Here is a 23,923-nt window from a genome sequence, read left to right as displayed (position 1 = left end):
CGGAGCCGGATGCGGGCGCAGCCCTGTGGACAACCGCGCCGATCAGCCCTTGACCAGGACCTCGTCCCGGATGCGGCGCAGCAGCGCGGCACTGTCGTCCATGGACCGCCCGCCGTGGAACAGTCCGATGCCGAGGCTGCCGTGGTCGATCCAGGCGCACGCGACCACCGGCTCGCCGCTGTCGGCGTCCCTGGTGTTGCCGCAGCGTACGTGGCCGCCGCGGGTGCCCGCCGCGTATGCGCGCCGGTCGGTGAGCGCGGTCCGGCCGACGCCGTCGAGCGCTCTGTCCAGCTCACCGCCCGGGTCGAGGATGAACCTGGTCGCCACGATCAGCACGACCGGCCGCGCGCCACCCTTCGGCTCGTCGAGCTTGGCCACGGCGGCGTCGCGTACGTCCTGCTCCTTGTGGATCTTGACGATCAGCTCGTCGGCCGCGTTGCGCACCTCGGCGCTGTCGTCGCGCACCAGCCCGGCGACCTTGCCGCCGATCTCCGCGCGCACCGGCCACTGCTCCCGCATCGGGGCGGTGACCGCGGCCAGCACCCCGCAGCACCCCAGGCTCAGCGCCGTCAGCACGCCGAGCACCCAGGGCCAGCGGCGACGGCGGGGCCGCTCGACGTACACGACCTGCGGCCCGGGCTCCGGCGCCGTGGGGGCGGTCCGCGCCGGGATCGAGGCCATGCCCATGGTGAAGGTGTGCCCGTCCCGGCCCGCCCAGGGATCGACCGGCGGGGGCAGCGGCGCGCCAGGGGTGTCGCTCACTCGCGGCACTGTACCGACCAGGGCCCACCCCCGCATCCGTCCTCGAAAGTGGGTCACGAAAGCCCAGGTCAGAAACAATCTTGGGAACAAGTTCCAATAATTCGGACCATATCGCCCCAAGGTCAGGAGAAATCTGGTAACAACCCCTTCTACCTGCGCTTATGCCTTCTTAATATCGGCGAATGCCCCCGCACGACCCCCAGCACCAGCCCCACCTCAACACCGCCGGCTCCCCCACCTCCGGCCGGCACCGCCTGGACGGGGCGCGGCAGTACCGGCATCGCCGGGCGCCCTCCCGGGCCCAGCGGCTCGTCGCGCCGCTGCTCACCACCGCCGCACTGGCCGGCATCGGCGCCTTCGCCCTGCTGTCCGGCGCGGGCCGCCCCGAAGTCGTCGAGCCGCCGACCGCGGCCGGGCTGCTGCCGCCCGTCGCCGCCTCCCCCGCGCTCGCCTCCGTCACCGACACCATCAGCAGCTCGCTGCTGCACCGCGTGCCGGGCCTGCGCGCCGAGAAGCCGGCTCCGAAACCCGTTCCCGTCAAGCCCAAGCCGAAGCCGAAGCCCAAACCGAAGCCCAAGCCGACGGTGAAGATCGTCAAGCCGGTCGCCGGGCTGGACCAGCGGCAGATGAACAACGCCGCGGCCATCGCCAAGAAAGCCCAGTCCATGGGCCTGGGCAAGTGGGCGATGATCGTCGGCGTGGCCACCGCCATGCAGGAGAGCCGCCTCTACAACCTGGCCAGCCACGTCGTGCCCGAGTCGCTGGACTACCCGCACCAGGGCACCGGCGCCGACCACGACTCCATCGGCCTGTTCCAGCAGCGCGCCAGCGGCAGCTGGGGCAGCGTCGAGGAGATCATGCAGCCGTCGTACGCCGCGGGCGCGTTCTACCGCCGGCTGGTCGAGATCGACGGGTGGGAGGACATGTCGCTCACCCGGGCCGCCCAGGCGGTGCAGATCTCGGCCTTCCCCGACGCGTACGCCAAGCACGAGGACAACGCGACCAAGGTCGTCGAGGCCCTGCTCGGCTGAGCCCCGCCACCGTCGCCCAGGATCGGCGATCCCGTCACGCCTCAGCACGGCGTGGCGCGATCGCCGATCTCAAAACGGGTCACCTCAGCCTGCGCCCTCCAGCGACCCGTCGGCTCGCAGCCGGCGTGGCAGCCGGCCCTCCACCAAGATCACCAGCGCCTCGTCGATGCTGTCGCCCAGATACCAGTCGCCGGCCTGGTCGATCACGAACAGCCTGCCATCGGCGGCGACGACGATGGATCCACCGCCGCAGCCGAGGTCCTGGCCGACCGGGAACACCGGCACGCCTATTCGGCGCCCGCAGGCCTCCATCATCGGCACCAGCCCGTGGTCGGTCATGCCGGTGGTGAACGCGTTGCGGCGGCACCCCGCACCCGGCCCGGTCGTGGACACCGCGAGCACTCCGCATCGAGCAAGCACGGCAGCCGCGGCCTCGGTCGCCGCGGCGGTCAGCGGGCCCCCGATGTCCTGGATGAGGTAGCCGAGCCTCCGGGGCACCCTGATCTCCGGGGCCGCGGCCTTGCCGTCCCAGCCCGCCCGCACGATGACGTCTGCCACGTCCGGCTCGAACCTGCCCGGCTCCGGCGGTGGGACCAGCGGGCCCTCCTTCGGCGTGATCCTCTCCTGCCAGGGGCGCAGGCTGCTGCCGAAGAAGCGCCACGCGTCCTGGCAGGTCGGACAGCAGGGCTGATGCAGCGTATGGCCGCGCGGCGTGTTCGCGGTCAGGACGTAGCTCATCGGCCGCGGGTCGAACAGCCAGTCCCACACCTGCCCGGTTTCGGTCAGCCCGGCCCGTTCGGCGTGCCGGAACACCTCCGACAGCAGGATCAGGTCGGCGTGCCGGTGTGCGCCGCGCACCAGCTCCCCGGCGGGCTGCGCGGCCAGCCAGCCGCTCACCAGCGGATGGTGCACCGGCTCGGCGTCGCCGCGCGCCGAGGCGGCGGCGATCGTCACGTTGTCCATGGTCAGCGCCATCGCGATCCGGGCCGGGCCGGGCAGCAGCGCCAGCACGTCCGCGCGCCGGGCCACCGGCGGCCAGCTGCGGAAGGTGGCCGAGCGGGGCTCGTACTGCGCCATGATCTGCTCGGTGGACCAGGCCGGGTAGAACGCCAGCAGGCCCGTCTCCCGGTCCAGCACCGTCGTCGCGCCGGAGCCGAGCTCGGGCGGCGCGTCGCCGGGCGTCTGCGGCATCGTCCACACGCACCAGCCGTGCGCGAACTCCTCCACCAGGCCGCGATACGGCCGCCCGGCCTGTATCGCCGCGTCCGCCGCATAGCGTTCGGCCAGCGCGAACGCGTCCTCGATCGTAGCCATGTCCCTCCCCAGGGTCGGTTATCCACAGTATGCGATCCACGACTGGTGCGTGTGGACGGTGATGGCTAGGGTTTCGCCTGTCACCTGGGGAGGGACCGCCACATGCCGCTGCTGCCGTCACCGATCCCGCATCCGCTGAGCTACTTCGACGCGCCCGACTGGATGCGCACCGCCCTGGAGTGGGTGGTCGGCATCGACTGGCCCGAGGGCGACGAGGCCGCGATGCGCGAGCTCGCCGACGACTGGTATGCCGCGTCCCGGCAGATGACGCCGCTGCTCGACGAGGCCGACGACGCGGTGCTCGCCGCGGTCGCCGCGATGGGCGGCCCCGACGGCCGGGTCGCCGCCGCGATCCTCGCGCTCTGGGCGCAGGTCGGCAGCGGGCACGACGCGGCCGGGCAGGAGGCGGTGCTGGCCATGGTCGTCGACCTGCTGGACGACTTCGGCACGCAGGTCGACGCCGGGGCGAACCAGATCGAGGGCGTGAAGATCGAGTTCTACGTCGAGCTCGGGCTGCTGCTCATCGAGCTGATCGCACTCGCCGCGGCGGCCGCCGTCACGCTGGGCGCGTCGATGGCCGGGGCCGCGCCCGCCATGTACGCCACCCGCTTCGCCATCCAGCAGGCGCTCCGCCGCGCCGCCAAGGAGCTGCTGGAACGCGCCGCCAAGAAGGGCCTCAAGGACCGGATCAAAGACAAGATCAATGACGCGGTCAAGGACCGGATCAAGAACCGGGTGGTACGCGAACTCGGCGAGGAGGCGCTGGAGGAGGGCCTCCAGGAGGGCGCCACCGCCCTGGGCACCCAGCTCTACCAGGTGTCCGAGGGCAACCGCGGCGGTCTGGACGGCGCCGACCTGGCCAAGTCCACCGGTCTCGGCGCGCTGGGCGGCGGGATCGGCGGGCTCACCGGACTCGGCCGGCGCTTCTCCGACACCACCCTGGGCAACTTCGGCGAGCACGCGCTGCGCGGGGCGAGCGGCGAGATCCTCGCCGAGCTGAGCATCGGCCTGGTCACCGGGCAGGACGTCAGCCCGCAGTCGCTGGGCATGGCGGCCACCTCGGCGACCGTCGGCTCGGTCACCGGCGACACCAGGACGGTCGTCGACGGCCGCCTGCACGGTGCCGAGCTGAAACTGACCGGCTCCTCGGACGTCCTCGGCGGCGTGAGCCCGTTCCCCGACGCCGGTCCGCCGTCCGTGACCGCCGCGCTCACCGCCGAGACGGCGACCGGCCCGGCCACCGCCCTGGCCACTGCGGAGACAGCAGCAGGTCCGGCCGCCGCCCTGGTTTCCGCCGAGACGGCGGCAGGCTCGGCTACGGGCCTGTCCGGCGTGTCCGGCCTCGTCGCAGAGCCGAGCGCGGGAGCGACCCGACCGGACGCGCCCGCCGACCCCGGCGGCTGGGGATACCACGCTTCCCCGCCCGAGCCTCCGCAGCGGCCGGCTGACCTGCCCCCCTTCGTGCCGGACACGACGTCGGTGGACGTCTTCACCCCGAGCGGCCGCGACGCGACGCAGCCCGCCGGCTTCACTCCGTTCGATCCCACGCAGCCTGCTTTCCAGCTCGACTCCTCCCCGGCCGGTGCCGTGCTCGACCGTCCGGACACGGCCGACGCGCCGCACCTGCCGGCACCGGCGAGCGACGACGGCCCGGCACATCCGGCACCGGCCACGGGCGCCGCACCGGCGACGAGCACGCCGGTCCACGGCCTGCCGCACGGGATCCCCGGGCCGGGTGCGCCCACTGCGACCACCGGCGCCACCGCGCCCCGCCCCGCGACGCCGGCACACCCCGGCGTGGACGACGACCGGGCGTCCTGGCTGCCCTACTCGACGCCCGCCTCCCCCACCCCGGCGGCGGCGCAGTCCGCCGACGACGCCGACCACCGCGACGGCGGGGCGTTCGTCACCGTCGGGCCTGGCCGGGCGAGGCAGTCGTCCCGGGAGGCCGCCGTCGCGGCGGGCACCGGGCAGCCGGCGGGTGGCCCGTTCCGGCCGCGCAAGGCCGAGGACCCGGACGAGCGCCTGCGTTACCAGCGATACACGGAGGTCGACCGCGTCCGGCACCTGCGCGACCTGTTCGACCCGCTCTCCAGCACCGTGCAGCTCCGGTACGTCAACGGGTCGGCGGACTGCTCCGCGCGGCTCGAGCAGGACGACCTCACCGCCGCGCAGCACGAGCTCTATGCACGCGGAAAGCACGTGTTCGACAGGCGCCTCGCCGAGCTGAACGCAGGCCCGATCGAGGATCCGCTGCGCAGCGAGATCACCGACGAGGACTTCGAGGCCTTCCAGGAGCTGCGCTACGGCAGGCGCGAACACGTCGAGTTCGACCTGACGGAGGGCCCGGTCAACGACCGCGACCCGCGCTCGCGGGCCACCGGCGGCGGCTGGCCGCCTCCCGTCGAGCACACCCGCCGGTACGGCGTGCCCGGCGGCTACCGCATGCCGCTGAGCCTGCACCAGCAGGACGTCGAGCTGGCCGTCGAGCGCGACGAGAACGGCCGGCCGCGCCGGTTCAGCGACCTGTTCGGCCGCTGGCCGCGCCTGGCCAACGACGGCGGCCCCAGGGCCGACCCGGCGCGTGCGATCAACTGCACCGACGTGGTGCTGTCCGTCATCGACACCTGGCTGCACGGCCGCCCGCGCGTCGCGGCCCCGCGCGTCACCGACGCGTTCAGCCCGCACCTGCAGCCGCTCGGCGGCGAGCCGGGCGGCGCCCAGCGCATCGAGCGGGCCACCGGCGGCAGGTTCGGCCAGCTGATGGGCGACCACCGCTACAGCGGACCGGAAGACCTCCGGATCGCCCAGTGGGAGGCGACGCGCGCCCTGGAGCAGGCGCTGCGCGTCCGGGGCCACGGCGCGGTCGCGGTGGTCCTGGTGGAGCACCCGCTCGGCCGCTCCCACGCCATCACCGTGCACAACCAGCACGGCGAGATCGTGTACGTCGATGCGCAGAACAACGAGGCCCCGGTCGGGCGCGTCCTGCCGGCCGCGCCGGTCCGCATGGACATGCTGCTGATCGGGTCCGACGGCAACCCGGTCGACCTCGGCCTGCCGCCGGGCCACTGGTCGCGACCGGCCACCGCCCCGGACGATCCCGGCGTCAGCCAGGTCGAGGCCACCGGGCGGCAGCGCCCGTCGGCGGGGTACGCCACCCCCGCGCAGATCGCGACCTGGGACGAGCTGGCGGGCGGCCGCCTGGGCGAGCTGGTCGCCGAGCTGAAGGACCGCCCCGGCCTCACCGTCGACGAGAAGCTCCGCCACCTGCGCGAGGAGCTGTTCCGCGAGGTCGCTCCCGCGCCGTCCCACGTCGGCGGCGACCTCGACACGAAGAACCTGCGCTGCTACGAGTGGCAGAGCGGCGAGCTGTTCGTGCACGCGACGGCGCTGATGCTGGACCCCGCGGCGACGCTGGAGATCGCGTACGAGCCGGACCAGTTCTTCACCCAGTACCGTGACGATCCCTCCGATCCGTTCCTGGCTCACGCCGGGCCGGTGCCCGCGGGCATGACTCGGGAGCTGGCCGACCAGGTCGTGCTGTGGCGTGCGCTGCAGGGCCACCGCGACCCGGTCGCCGTCGACCCGGCCGACCTGGCCGCCGATGCGATCGACATGCAGGTGCGCCCGCTGGCCGGCGCGCTGGAGATGCGCGAGCGGCTGATCGGCGAGTTCGGCGTCGACCCGAGCCGGATCCGGCTGTGCTACGACGACCAGCCACGCGAGGTCCACTACGCGAACAGCAAATTCCGCCGGGCCCACCTGGTCGCGCTGCCCCACGTGCGCGACAGCGGCACGGCGGCGCGGGCGGCCATGGTCGCCGCCATGCGCGGCGAGGGCGAGCGCGGCGCGCGGCGGGACGCCCGTGCCCGCGCGCTGGCCGACCAGGTCATCGCCCGGCACGAGCCGGACGGCCGCCCGGCTCGTTACGCGCTGCTGTGGGTGCGCCGCACCGGGGCGCCGATGGGCGCGTTCATGGACACCAAGCCGGAGCTGCTGCGGCAGACCGTCGCACTGCTCCGCGAAACCGATCCGGAGCGGCGCATCCTGCTCGTCGGCGACGACCTGTTCGACGGCCGGCCGGAGCTGCGCGCCGCGTACGAGGCCGAGGGCGTGCTCGACGGGGTCGACACCGAGACACTGCGGAAGTTCTGGGCCGCCGAGCGGCACGGCGGCACGAAGCTGGGCCAGGGCGAGCAGGCGCTGTTCCTGCACCACCTGGACAGCAGGCGGGACGTCGTGCAGATCGGCATGGAGAGCGGCGCGCTGGAGACCGCGATCGCGCTCGGCGTGCCCACCGTCTACTTCCAGGGCCGCGAGCACGTCGGCGACAAGGGCGTGCGCTGGCAGCTCTACTGGGACACCTGGGAGTACGGGCAGCGCGACCCGGTGCTCGGCGACGACGGGCAGCCGCAGGTGTTCGCCTCCGGGCGGCCGCGCACCGAGTTCACCCCGCACACCGGGCCGCTGCGGGCGCCGCTGGCCACGATCCACCGGGTCGAGTTCGGGCCGGACCTGCCCGATCCCGAGGACCGGCTCACGCCACCGGTCGCGGTCTACCACCCGGCGACGGTCTCGGCGGTGTCCGACCGGGTCGCGCAGCTCGCCGCCGGGGAGCTCGACACCTGGCCGCAGCGGTTGGGCCGGGACTGGTCGCTGCTCGACACCGCCTGGAGCCCGTGGACCCCGGCACAGTGGGCCGACAGCCGGTACTGCGCCGAGCAGGCCGAGCGGTGGCTGCGTACCGTCCCGGCCGACATCGAGGCGGCGGCGCGCAAGTGGACCGCGATCGAGCAGGCGCTGGCCGGGGTGCTGCGGCCGGACCGGGCCGCCGCCTATCGCGAGGCCGGGCACCACACCGAGCCGCCCGGCGCTCCGGCGAGCGCGGCACGGCTGGCGGCGGCGTACGAGGCCGCGCCCGGCGACCGCCCGAAGGCCGTCGCCGCACACCTCGGACAGCTGCTGGCCGAGACCGAGCCGCGGCGTCAGGCCGCCGCCGAGCTGCGTCTGCTACAGCTCGACGAGCAGGAACTCGGTGCGCTGCGCACCGCGATCGAGCGGGCCGTCGCCGCGCGCGACACGATCCGGCGCATCGAGCACGGCCAGACGATCCCGGCCGACGAGCAGCCCCACGAGGTCCGGCCCGGCGGCGCAGAGACCGGCGGCGTGCGGGACACGACCAGCCGCGTCACCGACCTGACGGAGCAGGCCGCTGCGGTGCTCGAACGGGCGACCGCCGTCCGCGACAGCACGGGCGGGGTGCCGGACGGCGCGGTGGACGCGCTGCTCGCCGCGACACCCGCCGCCGTGGACCGTGACGGGCAGCCCGCGATGGGCGACTTCGCCGCCACGGCCTTCGGGCAGCCCGTGCGGCTCGCCGAGATCACCGGATCGACCGGGGCCAAGGGCCTGTCCGGTGCGCCGGTCATGCTGGCGCACGACGGCGACGGCAACCGGATCGGCGTGGTCAAGGCGTTCCCCGACGCCGAGGAGTTCGCCCGGGAGCTGTCCGGCCTGCAACGGCTGCGCACCGGGGAGTTCACCCGGTTCGGCACGCCGGCCCCGCTCGGCGTCGCCGTGACGCCGCAGCGGCACGGTGTGATCGTCTCGGCGCTCGCGCCCGGCAAGCCCGTCGACGACCTGCTCGGCGAGGTCGGCGTCTCGTCGGGCGCGTCATGGGCGCAGGCGTACCACCACCTGGAGCGATCGGTCGCGGGAGTGGGCGCCGCGCTCGCGGACCTGCACACCTCCGCCGATGGCTCCGGCGGCCCGGTCGCCCGTGCCTTCCTCGACCGCCACGTAGCCGTGGTCCGCAAATGGACCGGCCAGCTCGTCGACACCCTCGAGAACCTGCCCAGGCACACCGTGGACCTGAAGGGGCTGACGACGCGGGTCGAGGAAGTGATCACGGCTGCCGGCGGCGCGGCCGGACGTGCGGCGCTCGCCCATGGTGATGCACACCCAGGCAACTTCTTCTGGCATCCGCAGCAGGGCCTGACGGTCATCGACCTGCCGATGCTCCACTACTCCATGGACGACAACGGCGGCCCGATCGGCGCGGCCGAACGCGACGTGGCGTACTTCGACATCAAACTGCACGACTTCGGGGCCGACCTGGGGTTGAAGCCCGAGGAGCTGGCCCACCTGCGCAAGACCTTCCTCGAGGCGTACCGGATCGCCGGCGGCCCGGATCCGGACCCGGCGCTTATGACGCTGTTCGGGGTACGTGGGGCGGTGCACGTCCTCAAGGAGGTGCCATACCGGGCGCTGCGTGACGGGAAGCGGGATGACTCGACGCTGCTGGCGATGATGCAGCCGAAGCTGGCGCTGCTGTGGGAGGTGCTGGGGTGGAACAGGTGATCGTCACATCGGACAACGCTCCGATCTGGTCGGTCGAGCTGCCGTTCGAGGACGGCTCGCTCTACCCGGACGGAGCGGTCGGGTGCCTCATCGCGACCCAGCGGGAACTCGCCGCCGTCACCGCGGACGGGCAGGTGCGCTGGTCGCACGAGGTTCCGTTCTACCGCAGCCGGGAGCCGCTGGCCCGGGACGGGCGCATCTACCGCATCGAGGACGGGCACATCGTCGCCCGGGATCTCGTGACCGGGCTGCCTGTCGCTTCGATCGACGTGGGACCCGACGCCTTCTCGCTCGACTTCGACCCCTGGGGCGGCTTCGTGTTCCGTGAGGAGCCACAGCAGGGCGAGGCAAGACTCCGGAGCGTGACCACCGACGGAGCTCCCCGCTGGGCGGTGCCCATGCCGCATGTCGCCGATGCGTTGCACCTGCGGGTGCTCGGGGATCTGATCGTCGCCGACATGGACAACCGGCTGCGCGCCTACGACCGGGACGGGCGGCTGCGCTGGGTGAGCTGGCCGCACCTGTGGCTCACCGATCCCGACCCGGCCGAGATCCCTCCGGCCGAGCAGCACGACGACGTCGCCGACCTGCTCGACTACGACGGCACCCGGCTGCTGACCCGGTGGGAGTGGCGCAGCGGCGGCGGCTTCTACCTCGTCGACGAGCTCGGCCGGTCGACGCCGTACATCACCACCCGGCAGGTCCGTCCCGCACCGGCCGTGCTGCCGAGCGTGGACGGCCGGCCGCGCCTGGCCGTGCAGGGGCCGCACCGGCAGGACGAACTCGGCTTCACGTACACCGTCTGGATGGTCGAGGGCGACGGGGTGGCCTGGACGCACGAACTCGGCGTCGCGCCGACCCGGCTACGGCCGGGCGCCGGCGGCACCCTGCTGGTGTCGAGCACGCCGACGCAGCGCCGCTGGGACACCTACCACTGGCTCAAGACGCTGTGGCACGAGACGTTCGTGCGCTGCCTGGCACCGGACGGCGCGACCCGCTGGACCTGGTACGCCCCAGGCGTCATCACCCTCGGCCCGCTGGCCCGCCCGGACGGCGTCGTGCTGGTCGCGGCGGGCGGACGCCTGTACGCCCTGCCCGCCTGAAGCAGCGCTGTCGGTGCCGGGTGCCAGGATGCGCGGCATGGAACCGAAGCAGGTCGTGCTCGCCCTCTGGGACCGTATGCAGGCACGCGACTGGACCGGCCTCGCCGGGCTGCTCGCGGAGGACGTGGCCGTCGAGTGGCCGGTCAGCGCCGAGCGGATCGTGGGCCGGGCGAACTACGTCGCCGTCAACGCGGAGTACCCGGAGGGCTGGTCGATCCGCGTGCTGCGGGTCGTCGCCGACGGCGCGTCGGTGGTGTCCGAGGTGGAGGTGCCGCACGAGTCGATGGGCGTGCACCGCGCGGTGTCGTTCTGGACCGTGCGGGACGGCCGCATCGTCGCCGGCCGCGAGTACTGGACACAGCCCGGCGCCGACCCGTCCCCGCGGTGGCGGGCCGCCTACGTCGAGGCGCTGTAGCGGTGCGCGGTCAGCCGGCCTCCCTGGCCGCGTCGTAGCGGGCGCGGGCCTGCCGCACGTCCTCCATGCGCTCGTGTGTCCACGCGCCGAGCGCACGGACCTGCACGGCCGCCTCGCGGCCCAGTTCGGTGAGGGAGTAGTCGACGCGGGGCGGGATGACCGGCTTGGCGTCGCGGTGCACCATGCCGTCGCGTTCGAGGGTCTGCAGCGTCTGGGTGAGCATCTTCTCGCTGACCCGGCCGACGGCGCGCCGCAGCTCGCCGAACCGCCGCGGGCCGTCCAGCAGCTCGATCAGCACGAGCACGCCCCAGCGGCTGGTGATGTGCTCCAGCACGAGCCGGTAGGGGCACAGCGCCTCGGCGGAGTGATTGCTGCTCACGACACTTACCGTCATACCAGTACCTTACTTCGAAGTGGGTACTGATCAAACGGTTAGCCACCGCCTAGGGTGGAGCGCGTAGCCGTTTGACAGGGAGATTTCCGTTATGAGCATTTTCGTCACCGGAGCCACCGGCCAGCTGGGCCGCCTGGTCGTCGAGGGCCTGCTGGCCAGCGTGCCCGCCGGCCAGATCACCGCCGTGGTGCGGGATGGGGCGAAGGCCGCGCCGCTGGCCGAGCGCGGGGTACGGGTGCACGTCGCCGACTACGACGCACCCGAGACGTTCGCGGGGCTGTTCGGCCCCGGGGACCGGGTGCTGCTGGTGTCCGGCAGCGAGCTGGGCAAGGACCGGGTGGCCCAGCACCGGGCCGTGATCGACGCGGCCGCGGCGGCGGGGGTGGCGCTGCTGGCGTACACGAGCGCGCCGGGCAGTCTCACCGCCGCGCTGGCGGACGACCACCGGGCCACCGAGCGCGTGGTGCTGGACTCGGGGCTGCCGTACACGCTGCTGCGCAACAACTGGTACCACGAGGTGATCACCGGTGGGCTGGGCCCGGTGCTGGCGCACGGCGCCGTGGTGCAGGCGGCCGGGGACGGGCGGACCGCGTCCGCGTCGCGCGCCGACTACGCGGCAGCCGCCGTCGCCGTGCTGACCGGCGACGGCCACGAGAACAGGACCTACGAGCTGAACGGCGACACCGCGTGGAGCTACGCGGAGTACGCCGCCGAGGTGAGCCGGCAGACCGGCCGGGAGATCGCTTACAACGACGTGGCGCCCGAGATCTACGAGGGCATCCTCGTCCGCGCGGGCCTGCCGGAGCCGCTCGCGGTGATCCTCGCCGAGGTCGACGTGTCCGTGTCCAAGGGCGAGCTGGCCGGGGCCGGGGACGAGCTGTCGCGGCTGATCGGCCGCCCGACCACCCCGCTGGCCGACGCCGTGGCGGCAGCCCTGCGGGGGTGAGGGCGGTCAGTCCTCGTACGCCTCGGTCTCCTCGACCTCGGCCTGGCCGCGGCCCTTCCGCTCAGTGATCTTGAACAGGGCCGCCACCTCGCCGGCGTTCAGCCGGCGGTGGCGGCCCGCCTTCAGGTCGCCCAGCTTGATCGGGCCGATCGCGGTACGCACCAGCCGCTGCACCGGGAAGCCCACGTGGTCGAACATGCGCCGCACGATCCGGTTGCGCCCCTCGTGCAGCACCACCTCGATCAGCGCCTGCTTGTCGATGGCCTGCTTGAGCCGGTAGTCGTCGAGCTTGGCGAAGCCGTCCTCCAGCTGCACCCCGGCCATCAACTCGCGGCCGACCACGCGCGGCAGCGGCCCGACGACCTCCACCAGGTACGTCTTCGGCACCTCGTACGACGGGTGCATCAGCTTGTGGGCGAGCCCGCCGTCGTTGGTCAGCAGCAGCAGGCCCTCGGAGTCGGCGTCGAGGCGGCCCACGTGGTAGACGCGGGTGCTCAGGTTGCCGAGGTAGTCGGCGACCGCCTCGCGGCCCTTGTCGTCGGCCATCGTCGACACCACGCCGCGCGGCTTGTTCATGGCCAGGTAGACGAGGTTCGCGTCGGTGACGATGCGCTGCCCGTCGACGTGGATCACGTCGCTGATCGGGTCGGCCTTGTCGCCGAGCTTGGCGACCTTGCCGTTGACGGTGACCCGCCGCGCCGCGATCAGCTCCTCGCTGGCCCGGCGCGAGGCCACCCCGGCCTGAGCGAGGATCTTCTGCAGCCGCTCGGCGCCCTCGGTCATGGCATCAGCGCTGCTCATCGGCGATCTCCTCGACATTGTCCGGCAGGAAGGGGGCTAGCGGGGGAAGCTGGTCGACCGAGTCGAGGCCGAGCTTCTCCAGGAAAAGGCTGGTCGTGCGGTAGAGGTGCGCACCGGACTCCGGCTCGGTGCCGCACTCCTCGATCATGCCGCGGGTGACCAGGGTGCGGATCACGCCGTCGCAGTTGACCCCGCGGATGGCGGAGATCCGCGAGCGGGTGACCGGCTGCTTGTACGCGACCACGGCCAGCGTCTCCAGCGACGCCTGGGTGAGCCGCAACTGCTGCCCGTCCAGCACGAAGCGCTCGACGTACGGCGCGTACGCGGCGCGGGTGTACAGCCGCCAGCCACCGGCGGCCCGGCGCAGGTCGAAGCCCCGGTTCTGGCGGGTGTAGGTCGCCGACAGGTCGATCAGCGTGCCGGCGACCAGCTCCGCCGGCACCTCCAGCACCTCGGCCAGCGTGATCTCGCTGACCGGCTCGTCGACCACCAGCAGGATCGCCTCCAGCGCCGGGATCAGCTCGGCCTCGTCCAGACCCGGCGGCGGCGCGGCGAGCTGCGACGCGGCGACGGCCACGGCAGCCTCCCCGCTGTCCTCCAGCCCGTCCACGTCGAAGCGCTCGTCCGCGACCGCGCCGAGCGCCTCGGCCAGCTCTTCGACCGCCGCCTCCTGGACCGCCGCCTCGCCGCTCTCCGCACCGGCGGCGTCCTCGACGGTCACGAACTCCGCGGCCTCGGCCGGTGCCAGCTCGGACGGCTCATCGTCCGACGTCACCGACGTGTCCGCCGGCTCGGTCAGCTCATCCTCCGGAGCCGACGCCGTGTCTGCGGCAGGCTCGGGAACCTCCGCCGTCACCTGGTCCGCGGCAGGCTCGGCAAGCCCCGCCGCGGCCTCGTCCGCGGCAGGCTCACGGAGGTCTTCCGCCACCAGCGTGTCCGCGGCAAGCTCCGGGTCCGCCGCCGTGTCGGCCACGGGCTCGTCGCCTTCGCCGGACGTCAGCACCACCTCCGTGGGTTCTTCGGCGATCGGCCCGGCAGGCTGGGCGGACTCGGCCGCGACCACGGCGGGCTCGTCCGCCGGCTCGGCCTCCGGGACGAGGGGTTCGTCCGCAGCGTCGGCGGTCCCGGCCGAGTCCAGCGGACCGGCGAGGTCCTCCGGCCCGCACTCGACGGAGTCCGCCGCGTCGTCCTCGACGTCAGGCTCGGCGTCCGGGGCGGCAGCGGCTGCCTGCGGCTCTTCCTGCTCCCCGTTAAGAAGGTGCCCTTCCTCTACGTTTTCCGTTAAGAAGGTGCCCTTCCTTTCCTCGGTGGGGGTGCGGGCCCATGGGGGGACCCAGGCCGCGGCCTGCTGTTCCAAGGACTCGTGGTCAGTCATCTTCGTTCTCCCCCAACTCGCCAGGCTCCCCCGCGTCGTCCCGGTCGGCGGCGTCCTCGTCCGTGTCGTCGCCGTCGGGCGTCTCGGCGTCGCGGGCCTGTTCGGCGGCCATCGCCGCCTTCGCGTCGTCGTCGCCGTCGTAGTCGTCGACCGCCAGCTCGCCGCCGGCCGCGTCGCCGCCGGTCCAGGACACGATCAGCTCGCCGAGCGCCTGCTCCTGGTCGAAGGCGACCAGGCCCTCCCGGTACAGCTCCAGCAGGGCCAGGAAGCGGGCCACCACTTCCAGGGTGTTCTCGCAGTCCTCGGTGAGCTCGCGGAACGTGGCGCGGCCCAGCTCGAACAGGCGGGCGCGCAGCATCTCGGCGTGCTCGCGCACGCTGACCCGGATCTGGTGGATGTGCGCGACGGAGACGGTCGGCGGGGCGGCCTTGGGCAGGAACGCCTTGAGCGCGAGCTTGGCCAGCCGGTCCGGGCCGATGCCGAGCACCAGGTCCGGCAGCGCCTCGGCGTACTGCGCCTCCAGCGCCACGGAGCGGGGCCAGCGCTTCGCGCCGTTGACCTCCAGGTCGGCGATGAACGCGGCGGCCTGCTTGAACGCGCGGTACTGCAGGAGCCGGGCGAAGAGCAGGTCGCGGGCCTCCAGCAGGGCGAGGTCCTCCTCGCTCTCCACCTGCGCGGCGGGCAGCAGCCGGGCCGCCTTCAGGTCGAGCAGGGTGGCGGCGATGACCAGGAACTCGCTGGCCTCGTCGAGGTCCCAGTCCTTGCCCATGGCGCGGATGTGCGCGATGAAGTCGTCGGTGACCCGGTGCAGTGCCACCTCGGTGACGTCCAGCTTGTGCTTGCCGATGAGCTGCAGGAGCAGGTCGAACGGGCCCTCGAAGTTGGTGAGCCGCACGGTGAAGCGGCCTGAACCGGACGGTTCAGCCGACTGCTCGCCGGCCTGCTCGGCCGTCACCACGGGATCGCTCACGTCGCACAGTATCCCAGCAGCTCAGTTCGCGACCGCAGGCCGGTCGGCCACTGATCAGCGACGGGCGGCCTCAGCCGCGATCACTTCGCGCGCGAGCTGCCGGTAGTTGCGGGCGCCCGAGGAGGCGGGATCCAGGGACGTGATCGGCGCCCCGGCCACGGTCGACTCCGGGAACTTCACCGTCTTGGTGATCACGGTCTGGTACACCTTGTCGCCGAACGCCTCGACGACGCGCTGCAGCACCTGGCGGCAGTGCGTGGTGCGGCTGTCGTACATGGTGGCGAGGATGCCCTCGAGCTCCAGGTCGAAGTTGAGCCGCTCGCGGACCTTGTCGATGGTGTCCAGCAGCAGGGCCACGCCGCGCAGGCTGAAGAACTCGCACTCCAGCGGGATCAGCACGCCGTGCGCGACGGTCAGCGCGTTGATGGCGAGCAGGCCCAGCGACGGCTGGCAGTCGATGAGGATGTAGTCGTACTCCTTGCGCACCGACTTCAGCACGCGGGCCAGCGCCATCTCGCGGGCGACCTCGTTGACGAGCTGGATCTCGGCGGCCGACAGGTCGATGTTGGCGGGCATCAGGTGCAGCCCGGCGACGTCGGTCTTGATGATGACGTCCTCGGCGGTCACGTCGTCCTGCATGAGCAGGTTGTAGACGGACAGGTCGAGGTTGTGCGGGTTGACGCCCAGGCCCACCGACAGCGCGCCCTGCGGGTCGAAGTCGACCAGGAGCACCTTGCGGCCGTACTCGGCCAGGGCCGCGCCCAGGTTGATGGTGGTCGTCGTCTTGCCGACGCCGCCCTTCTGGTTGGCCATGGCGATGATCCGGGCGGGCCCGTGCCGGTCGGTCGGCATCGGCTCCGGGATCTCCTTGCGCGCGGTGTAGGCAGACGGATCCGCCGGCCCCAGGTCAGCCCCGAGGTCCATCGCGGACTGTTGTGCCCGCAGCGTCGAGGTCCATGCCTCTGCGCGCCCGTTGCCTGCCATCTCCGCTACGCCCTTCCCGACGACATCCGTCCGGCCGGATGAGGCGCCGTCGTGAGTGGGCCATCAGCTCCCCGACCGGCCGCATGCGTGTCGTCGTCGTCCGACTGTACGTCACCGACGTGGTCGGCGTACCGCCACGCCTCGGCGTGTCTTCACGATCCAGCACGGGCCCGGTCATCGCAAGCGGGCGCCCGGCTCGTGATACGCCGATGCCGACGGTGCACAGGCACCGCCGGCATCGGGAAACAGCACGTCAGAGCAGCGAGTCGACGTCCACGGCGGTGAGGCCGTGCGCCTCGGCCACCGGGCCGTAGGTGATCTCGCCGGCGTGCGTGTTCAGGCCCAGCTTCAGGGCCGGGTCACGGCGCAGGGCCTCGCGCCAGCCGTGGTTGGCCAGCTCCACCGCGTACGGCAGGGTGACGTTGGTCAGCGCGTAAGTGCTGGTGTGCGGGACCGCGCCGGGCATGTTGGCCACGCAGTAGAAGACCGACTCGTGCACCTTGTACACCGGGTTGGCGTGGGTGGTCGGGTGCGAGTCCTCGAAGCAGCCGCCCTGGTCGATCGAGATGTCGACGAGCACGCTGCCCGGCTTCATCCGGGACACCAGCTCGTTGCTGACCAGGGTCGGGGCCTTGGCGCCCGGCACCAGCACGGCGCCGATGACCAGGTCGGCCTCCAGCACGGCGCGCTCCAGCTCGAAGGCGTTGGACATCACGGTGCGCACCTGGCCGTGGAACAGCTGGTCCACCTCGCGCAGCTTCTTGATGTTCTTGTCCAGCACGGTGACCTCGAAGGCCAGGCCGTGGGCGATGGTGGCGGCGTTGAGGCCGGACACGCCCGCGCCGATCACGACGGCCTTGGCCGGGCGCACGCCGGGCACCCCGCCGGGCAGCACGCCCCGGCCGCCCGCGAAGCGCATCAGGTGGTACGCGCCGACCTGCGGGGCGAGCCGGCCCGCGACCTCGCTCATCGGGGCGAGCAGCGGCAGGTGGTGGTCCGCGGTCTCGACGGTCTCGTACGCGATGCCGGTGACCTTCTGGGTCATCAGCGCGTCGGTGCACTCCTTGGACGCGGCCAGGTGCAGGTAGGTGAAGAGCACCTGCCCCTCGCGCATGCGGTGGTACTCCTCGGCGATGGGCTCCTTGACCTTCAGGATCAGCTCCGCGCCGGCCCACACCTCGTCGGCGGTGGCCAGGATCTGCGCGCCCGCCGCCGTGTACTCCTCGTCCGTGATGGACGAGCCGAGCCCGGCGCCGGTCTCGATGACGACGTCGTGGCCGTTGCGGACGAACTCGTGCACGCCCGCCGGGGTGATCGCCACCCGATACTCGTGGTTCTTGACCTCGCGGGGGATACCGACCTTCACGACTGCACCTTCCTCGATCCTGCGCTGCGGGAGCGCCCGCGGCGCCGTTGCCGCAGGTCTACCCCCCGCGGCGGCAGTCTAGGCCCGGCGAACGGGCCAAAGCCCCGACAGGATGCAAGCTGATGGCTCACCGGCTTGACACAGTGTCAGGCTCCTATGCTGCCGCCCTGCGGTACCCCCAAGGATAGTGCTGAATCGGAAATTTGCCGCTTACCGGTCAGGCCGAGGCCGGGAGCGGGGCGTCGGCGGGCCGCAGGTGCTTGAAGCCGGTGTCCCGGGCGCGGGCGGCGGCGAGCAGGCCGCCGACGGCGGGGCCGTTGGCGATCCGGCCGTCGAACACCATATCCAGCGCCTCGTCCAGCGGGACCAGCTCGACCCGCATGTCCGCCTCCTCCCCGGTGCGCACGTGGCGCTCATGCTCGGCCACCGGGGTCAGGTCGCGGGCCAGGAAGCACCGGAAGAGCTCGTCGGAACAGCCGGGCGTGGTGAACATGTCCACCAGCAGGTCGATCCGGCCCGCTACCAGGTCCGTCTCCTCGGCCAGCTCGCGCAGCGCCGCCGCGGCCAGACCCTCGCCCTGCACGTCGGCCAGGCCCGCGGGCAGCTCCCACAGGTAGCGGCCCACCGGGTGGCGGTACTGCCGCACCAGCACCACCCGGTCCCTTTCGTCCAGAGCGACCACGCCCACCGCGCCGACGTGGCGCACCACGTCGCGCTGCGCGACCTCGCCGCCGGGCATCCGGACCCGGTCGGTGGCGACCCGGAAGATCCGCCCGGCGTAGCGCTCGGTGCTGTCGACGACCTCGTACACGGGGCCTCCTCCTCGCGAAAACGGCGCCGGCCGCAGGCGGAACACCTGCGACCAGCGCCGTTCATTCAGTTGCGGGCCGGGTTCAGCGCTTGGCCGCCACCGGCTCGGCCGCCTCGGCGACGCCGGGCAGCTGGTCCGCCTGAGCATAGGCGATCGCCGCACCGACCAGCCCCGAGAAGAGCGGGTGCGGGTGCGTCGGCCGGCTCTTCAGCTCCGGGTGCGCCTGGGTGGCCACGAAGTACGGGTGCAGCTCGCGGTCCAGCTCGACGAACTCGACCAGCTTGCCGTCCGGCGAGGTGCCCGAGACCTTGAGCCCCGCCTTGGCCAGCGCGGGCCGGTAGGCGTTGTTGACCTCGTACCGGTGCCGGTGCCGCTCGCTGACCTCGGTGCCGCCGTACACCTCGGCCACGATCGAGCCGGGCGTCAGCTTCGCCGGGTACGCGCCCAGGCGCATGGTGCCGCCCAGGTCGCCCTTGCCCGCGACGATGTCCTCCTGGTCGGCCATCGTCGAGATGATCGGGTCCGGGGTGCGCTCGTCGAACTCCAGCGAGCTGGCCTTGGCGATGCCGGCCGCGTGCCGGGCCACCTCGATGGCCATCGTCTGCAGGCCCAGGCACAGGCCCAGGGTCGGGATGCGGTTCTCCCGGGCGTACTTCACCGCGCCGATCTTGCCCTCGATGCCGCGCACGCCGAAGCCGCCCGGGATGACCACGCCGTCGACGTGCGCGAGCGCCTTGGCCGCGCCCTCGGCGGTCTGGCAGTCGTCGCTGGGCACCCACTTCAGCTTGATCTTGGCGCGGTGGCCGAAGCCTGCCGCGCGGATCGCCTCGGACACCGACAGGTACGCGTCGGGCAGGTCGATGTACTTGCCGACCAGCGCGATGGTGACCTCGTGCACCGGGTGGTGCACCCGCTCCAGCAGGTCGTCCCAGGCGGTCCAGTCCACGTCCCGGAACGACAGGCCCAGCCGGCGCACCACGTACGCGTCCAGGCCCTCGCGGTGCAGCACCTTCGGGATGTCGTAGATGCTCGGCGCGTCCGGGGCGGACACGACCGCCTCGGCGTCGACGTCGCAGTACAGGGCGAGCTTGCTCTTCATGCTGGCCGGGATCTCCCGGTCGGAGCGGCACACCAGCGCGTCGGGCTGGATGCCGATGTTGCGCAGCGCCGCCACCGAGTGCTGGGTCGGCTTGGTCTTCAGCTCACCCGACGGCGCCAGGTAGGGCACCAGCGACACGTGCAGGTAGAAGCAGTTGTCCCGGCCCACGTCGTGGCGGATCTGCCGGATCGACTCCAGGAACGGCAGCGACTCGATGTCGCCGACCGTGCCGCCGACCTCGGTGATCACCACGTCCGGCGTGCGGCCCTGCTCGTCCGGTTCGGCCATGGCCCGGATCCGGGCCTTGATCTCGTTGGTGATGTGCGGGATGACCTGGACGGTGTCGCCCAGGTACTCACCGCGCCGCTCCTTGGCGATGACCGCCGAGTAGATCTGCCCGGTGGTCACGTTGGCCTTGGCCGACAGGTCCCGGTTGAGGAATCGCTCGTAGTGCCCGACGTCGAGGTCGGTCTCGGCACCGTCTTCGGTGACGAACACCTCGCCGTGCTGGAACGGGTTCATGGTGCCCGGATCCACGTTCAGGTACGGATCGAGCTTCTGCATGACCACCCGCAGACCACGAGCGGTGAGGAGATTGCCGAGGCTGGAGGCGGTGAGTCCCTTGCCCAGCGAGGAGGCCACGCCTCCGGTGACGAAAATATGTTTGGTCGTCCGCGCTGCTACCACGGGGTTTCACCCTAACACGGCTCCGGAGTTCATCCGTGGGCTACGTCGCCGAAACCGTCTTCGGGGTGTCGGTGCTCACCGTGACGGGCTCTTCCGCAGGCCGGACCGGCGAAGGCGAGGGCTCCTCGACGATCCGGGCGCGCTCGGGCTCCTCGACCACGCGGGTGCGGTCCGCGGCGTGCCCGAGGACCCGCATCGCGCCCACCGTGAGCACGGGCACCGCGATCGCCGCGGCCGCGCCCGCCACGTTCAGCGCCGCGCCGCCCAGCAGGCCGCCGACGATCGAGGCGAGGATGGTCCCGGCCACCGCGGCCCGGATCGGCGGGTAGATGCCGTACAGCCGCTTCAGGCCGCCCCACGGGCGCATCAGCACTACCCACAGGAACACCGCCGACACGAGCGCCAGCACGGTCAGCGGGCTGGTCACCAGCGCGACGCGGTTGGCGCCGCCGAGCCGGCTCAGGGTCAGCCCCGACGTGCCGTCGGACAGCTGGGTGAGGAAGCGGCCCAGGCTGCCCTGCTGCTCCACCGGCTGGCGTACGTCGACGAGCGCGAACACCACGGTGACCACCGCGCCCGCGGCCACCGCCCAGGCCAGCCGCTTGAACGTCAGGAAGCCGCCCGGGCACAGCGCCGCGGTGAGGCACACCCCGGCGGTGAGCGCCACCGCGCCACCCGCGTCCGCGCCGAGCGCGGGGGTGCCCACCAGCAGCACGCCCGCCGCGCCGATCGCGGACACCAGCAGCGGCCGGTTGCGGTGCGGCACGAGATAGCACAGCGTGCCCGCGGTGAGCAGCACACCCGCGAAGAACACCCCCATGCCGACCATGCCGATGCCGGAGTATCGGGTGCCCTCCAGCGCGGAGTAGCCCGCGACGCCGTTGAGCTGGAGCCGGGCGCCGGTGATCAGGTCCGCGCCGACCACCGTGGCGGCGATCGCGGCGACCATGCCGACCGGGCCGAGGGTACGCGTACGGAACAGCGGCAGCCGCACCGTGACGAAGGTGAGCAGCAGCGTGATACCGGCCGTGACCAGCCCGAAGATCAGCCCGCGGCGGCCGAAGCGCCACCACGGCACGATGCCCGCGATGAGCGCGGCGGGCAGTGCCAGCGAGGCCCCGGTCAGCAGCACCTCCAGCAGGCTCACCAGCCGCTGCGGGGGCGGGGTGGGTCCGGTCGGCCCGGCGTGGCGGTAACTGCGCCGCAGCAGCGGCACCACGGCCGCGAACAGGGCGATCTGCACCAGCGCCAGCAGCCAGAAGAACCAGGCCGAGACGTTGCGGGCGGCGGCGGCGCGCCGGTCGGCGTCCGCGCCCGCCGCGGTGGCCTGGCCCAGGTCGGCCGGGCGGCCGTCGGCCAGCGCCGCCGGGTGCCCCGCCATGATCTTCTTCGGCTGCTCGCGGCCCAGCAGATCCAGCGCCGTCGGCGCCAGGTCGACCAGCTGCAGGTAGCCAGCGCGGCTGGTGGTGGCCGAGGTCAGGTAGCCGCCCTGCCAGCCCGGCCCGTCGGCGATCACGGCGTGCAGCCGCGAGCTGCGGTCGGTGTCGGCGACCCCGGCCACCAGCAGGGTGGAGTTCTTCGGGCGGGCCGCGAGCACCTGCCCGAGCAGTTTGTCCACGGCGGCGGCCTGCTTGAGCCGCAGCTGCGGGGTGCGCCCGTCGATAGCGCCCAGGTCCACGATGCTGAGCAGGCACTCGCTGAGCGCCTTGCCCGCGTCCGCGGCCGCGGGCAGCGTCGGGTGGTAGCGGTCCACCCTGCCGAACGAGCGGGCGGCCGCCACCGCCGCACCCTCGCCCACGGCGGCGGTGCAGCGCACCGACTCGGCCAGCGCCCCGGGCACGGTGCCGTACGGCAGCTCGCGCTGGCGCTCCACCACCTCGTCCTGGTCGGGCAGGAACGCGCCGAACGCGTCCGGCTGCTCGATCGGCACGTCCAGCTTCGGGCACTGCTCGGCGAGGTCCGGATCCTGCTGGCGGGCCTCGTCGGCGGGTTCCTCGCCGATGCCGGTGCGGTCGGCGTAGTTGCCCGCGCCCAGCGTCAGCCAGCCGTCGCCCGGGCAGGTGGGCACGTGCGCGGAGCGCGTCGACAGGGAGCCGATGGAGCCGCGCTCGGCCAGCCGCCACAGGTTCGGCGTCCGGTCCGCGTCGATGTCGTCCCAGCGCAGGCCGGCGGCCCCGGCGATGATCACGTAGTCGGCCTCGTCGTCCTCGGTGGGGGCGGCGGCGGCCGGGCCGGACAGGCCGGGCAGGACCAGGCCGAGCAGCGCGAGCAGGGTCAGCCCGAGCGCCACGCCGAACACCCGGCGGGGAGCGGGACGGCGGGCGCTGCGGCGGAGGGGTGGCCGGGGCAGCATCAGGCGCGCCCCGTACGGGCCGGCACGGCCAGCTCGGCGTACACGGCGCGCACCCCGGCGATGGTGGCCGGCTCGTCGGGCCAGGTCGCGGCCTGCGCGGTGCCGCGCTCAGCCAGCCGGGCGCGGGCCTGCTCGTCGCCGAGCAGCTTGCGCACCGCCGCGTCCAGGCCGTCGGGGTCGTTGGGCTCGATCAGCTGCGCGCCGTCGCCGACCAGCTCCGGGATGCCGCCGACGGCCGTCGCGACGAGCGGCAGGCCGCCGCCGAGCGCCTCCTGGGCGAACAGCTGCCGGGCCTCCCACACACTGGTGACCACGGCGAGGTCCGCGGCGGCGATCAGGTCGCCGACGTCGTTGCGGTGGCCGAGCAGGGTCACCGGGGCGCGCAGCTGCGAGATCTGCGCGGCGAGGTCGAGGTAGGACGGGCCTTCGCCCGCGATCAGCACGCGGGGCATCGGGGACATGTCCCGCCAGCGCGCGGCGACGGTCACCAGCATGTCGTACGCCTTCTGCGGGTGCAGCCGGCCCACGGACAGCACCACCGGCACTCCGTCGGCGATGCCCAGGCCGGAGCGGACCGCGGCCCGGGAGCGCCGGGTGCGCCGCAGCCGGGGCGCGGCCACCGGGGCCAGCCGGGCGTCGGCGGCGCCCACCGCGTTCGCGCGGGTGACCAGGTCGGCGGAGGCGCCGAGGGTGACGGCGGAGGCGCGTGCCACGATGCGCTCGACGATCGCGTGCACCCGGCCGCGCAGGCCCGCCCGCAGCGGGGCGTTGTGCCAGGTGGTCACCAGGGGGCAGGTGGGCCGGGCCAGCGCGGCGGCCAGACCGGCGCGCAGGCCGTGCGCGTGCACCACGTCGGGGCGCGCCCCGGCCAGGAACTGGCGCAGCGTGCGTACCGCCCGCATGTCACTGGGGTGCAGTTCGGCGGGGATCTCCACCGGGTGGAACCGGGCGCCGCGGTCGGTGAACCGGAAGTGCTCCTCGGTGGCGGCGGGGCCGCACACCGTCACGTCGCACCCGGCCCGGGACAGGCCCTCGGCCAGGCCCGCCACGTGCTGGCCGATGCCTCCCGTGCTGGAGGCGAGCAGCAGCACGACGCTGCCGGTCCATTCGGTCCCCGTGGTCAACGGTCCTCCCGCCTCTCGCCCCGTGTGT

At 73.2% G+C, this 23,923-nt stretch carries 17 protein-coding genes; 5 read left to right on the top strand and 12 right to left on the bottom strand.

What is annotated here, in order from left to right; translation table 11 throughout:
• Positions 1 to 42: 42 nt before the first annotated feature.
• Positions 43 to 762, bottom strand: a complete 720-nt coding sequence (locus CS0771_RS18920) for a hypothetical protein (protein WP_212842212.1) — start codon at positions 760 to 762, stop codon at positions 43 to 45.
• 182 nt (positions 763 to 944) lie between these two features.
• Between CS0771_RS18920 and CS0771_RS18915 the strand changes: the two genes are divergently transcribed.
• Positions 945 to 1,793, top strand: a complete 849-nt coding sequence (locus CS0771_RS18915) for a hypothetical protein (RefSeq protein ID WP_212842211.1) — start codon at positions 945 to 947, stop codon at positions 1,791 to 1,793.
• A gap of 84 nt (positions 1,794 to 1,877) precedes the next feature.
• Here the strand turns inward: CS0771_RS18915 and CS0771_RS18910 are convergent, their stop codons facing one another.
• Complete coding sequence (locus CS0771_RS18910) at positions 1,878 to 3,107, bottom strand: SUKH-3 domain-containing protein (protein ID WP_212842210.1); 1,230 nt, start codon at positions 3,105 to 3,107, stop codon at positions 1,878 to 1,880.
• Between the two features lie 102 nt (positions 3,108 to 3,209).
• Between CS0771_RS18910 and CS0771_RS39455 the strand changes: the two genes are divergently transcribed.
• From CS0771_RS39455 to CS0771_RS18895, 3 genes are read left to right on the top strand one after another with little or no spacing between them, the layout of a single operon-like run.
• A complete protein-coding gene (locus CS0771_RS39455; RefSeq protein WP_212842209.1) occupies positions 3,210 to 9,467 on the top strand; it encodes a toxin glutamine deamidase domain-containing protein in 6,258 nt (2,085 codons plus the stop codon).
• Positions 9,464 to 10,570 carry a PQQ-binding-like beta-propeller repeat protein gene (locus CS0771_RS18900; RefSeq protein ID WP_212842208.1) on the top strand — a complete coding sequence of 369 codons (1,107 nt, stop codon included), beginning with the start codon at positions 9,464 to 9,466 and terminating at the stop codon, positions 10,568 to 10,570. The genes CS0771_RS39455 and CS0771_RS18900 overlap by 4 nt, the downstream gene beginning before the upstream one ends.
• A gap of 37 nt (positions 10,571 to 10,607) precedes the next feature.
• Positions 10,608 to 10,985: a nuclear transport factor 2 family protein gene (locus tag CS0771_RS18895; protein WP_212842207.1), complete on the top strand. Its 378-nt coding sequence runs from the start codon at positions 10,608 to 10,610 to the stop codon at positions 10,983 to 10,985.
• A 10-nt stretch (positions 10,986 to 10,995) separates the two neighbouring features.
• On the opposite strand, the gene CS0771_RS18890 is transcribed toward CS0771_RS18895, so the two are convergent.
• Positions 10,996 to 11,364 carry a helix-turn-helix domain-containing protein gene (locus CS0771_RS18890; RefSeq protein ID WP_244870878.1) on the bottom strand — a complete coding sequence of 123 codons (369 nt, stop codon included), beginning with the start codon at positions 11,362 to 11,364 and terminating at the stop codon, positions 10,996 to 10,998.
• 106 nt (positions 11,365 to 11,470) lie between these two features.
• Between CS0771_RS18890 and CS0771_RS18885 the strand changes: the two genes are divergently transcribed.
• On the top strand, positions 11,471 to 12,325 hold the full coding sequence (locus CS0771_RS18885; protein ID WP_212842205.1) for an NAD(P)H-binding protein: 855 nt from the start codon (positions 11,471 to 11,473) through the stop codon (positions 12,323 to 12,325).
• Between the two features lie 6 nt (positions 12,326 to 12,331).
• On the opposite strand, the gene CS0771_RS18880 is transcribed toward CS0771_RS18885, so the two are convergent.
• From CS0771_RS18880 to CS0771_RS18840, 9 genes are all read right to left on the bottom strand, one after another.
• Entirely contained in the window at positions 12,332 to 13,126 is a 795-nt protein-coding gene (locus CS0771_RS18880; RefSeq protein WP_371821429.1) for a pseudouridine synthase, read from the bottom strand.
• Positions 13,113 to 14,057 carry an SMC-Scp complex subunit ScpB gene (gene scpB, locus CS0771_RS18875; protein ID WP_212845911.1) on the bottom strand — a complete coding sequence of 315 codons (945 nt, stop codon included), beginning with the start codon at positions 14,055 to 14,057 and terminating at the stop codon, positions 13,113 to 13,115. The genes CS0771_RS18880 and scpB overlap by 14 nt, the downstream gene beginning before the upstream one ends.
• A gap of 436 nt (positions 14,058 to 14,493) precedes the next feature.
• On the bottom strand, positions 14,494 to 15,471 hold the full coding sequence (locus CS0771_RS18870; RefSeq protein WP_371821428.1) for a ScpA family protein: 978 nt from the start codon (positions 15,469 to 15,471) through the stop codon (positions 14,494 to 14,496).
• A 54-nt stretch (positions 15,472 to 15,525) separates the two neighbouring features.
• Positions 15,526 to 16,455 (bottom strand): ParA family protein, encoded by a 930-nt coding sequence (locus CS0771_RS18865; RefSeq protein ID WP_212842203.1) that lies wholly within the window; start codon positions 16,453 to 16,455, stop codon positions 15,526 to 15,528.
• Positions 16,456 to 16,708: 253 nt separating this feature from the next.
• A complete protein-coding gene (gene ald, locus CS0771_RS18860) occupies positions 16,709 to 17,821 on the bottom strand; it encodes an alanine dehydrogenase (protein ID WP_212842202.1) in 1,113 nt (370 codons plus the stop codon).
• Positions 17,822 to 18,038: 217 nt separating this feature from the next.
• The gene (locus tag CS0771_RS18855; protein WP_244870877.1) at positions 18,039 to 18,632 is read right to left on the bottom strand and encodes an NUDIX domain-containing protein; all 594 of its coding nucleotides are present in this window, start codon (positions 18,630 to 18,632) and stop codon (positions 18,039 to 18,041) included.
• An 82-nt stretch (positions 18,633 to 18,714) separates the two neighbouring features.
• Complete coding sequence (locus tag CS0771_RS18850) at positions 18,715 to 20,418, bottom strand: CTP synthase (protein ID WP_212842200.1); 1,704 nt, start codon at positions 20,416 to 20,418, stop codon at positions 18,715 to 18,717.
• Between the two features lie 40 nt (positions 20,419 to 20,458).
• The gene (locus tag CS0771_RS18845) at positions 20,459 to 22,771 is read right to left on the bottom strand and encodes a hypothetical protein (protein WP_212842199.1); all 2,313 of its coding nucleotides are present in this window, start codon (positions 22,769 to 22,771) and stop codon (positions 20,459 to 20,461) included.
• Positions 22,771 to 23,895 (bottom strand): glycosyltransferase family 4 protein, encoded by a 1,125-nt coding sequence (locus tag CS0771_RS18840; RefSeq protein WP_244870876.1) that lies wholly within the window; start codon positions 23,893 to 23,895, stop codon positions 22,771 to 22,773. The genes CS0771_RS18845 and CS0771_RS18840 overlap by 1 nt, the downstream gene beginning before the upstream one ends.
• Between the last annotated feature and the right edge of the window lie 28 nt (positions 23,896 to 23,923).

The organism is Catellatospora sp. IY07-71, from assembly GCF_018326265.1.
Classification (GTDB): Bacteria; Actinomycetota; Actinomycetes; order Mycobacteriales; family Micromonosporaceae; genus Catellatospora.
Note: the sequence above shows the minus strand (reverse complement) of the source record. Positions and strands in the feature narration are given on the sequence as shown.

Coding starts and splice junctions, on each gene's coding strand:
- CS0771_RS18915 (WP_212842211.1), top strand. CDS start 945: ATGCCCCCGCACGACCCCCAGCACCAGCCCCACCTCAACACCGCCGGC.
- CS0771_RS18910 (WP_212842210.1), bottom strand. CDS start 3,107: ATGGCTACGATCGAGGACGCGTTCGCGCTGGCCGAACGCTATGCGGCG.
- CS0771_RS39455 (WP_212842209.1), top strand. CDS start 3,210: ATGCCGCTGCTGCCGTCACCGATCCCGCATCCGCTGAGCTACTTCGAC.
- CS0771_RS18895 (WP_212842207.1), top strand. CDS start 10,608: ATGGAACCGAAGCAGGTCGTGCTCGCCCTCTGGGACCGTATGCAGGCA.
- CS0771_RS18885 (WP_212842205.1), top strand. CDS start 11,471: ATGAGCATTTTCGTCACCGGAGCCACCGGCCAGCTGGGCCGCCTGGTC.
- CS0771_RS18880 (WP_371821429.1), bottom strand. CDS start 13,126: ATGAGCAGCGCTGATGCCATGACCGAGGGCGCCGAGCGGCTGCAGAAG.
- CS0771_RS18865 (WP_212842203.1), bottom strand. CDS start 16,455: ATGGCAGGCAACGGGCGCGCAGAGGCATGGACCTCGACGCTGCGGGCA.
- CS0771_RS18845 (WP_212842199.1), bottom strand. CDS start 22,771: ATGCTGCCCCGGCCACCCCTCCGCCGCAGCGCCCGCCGTCCCGCTCCC.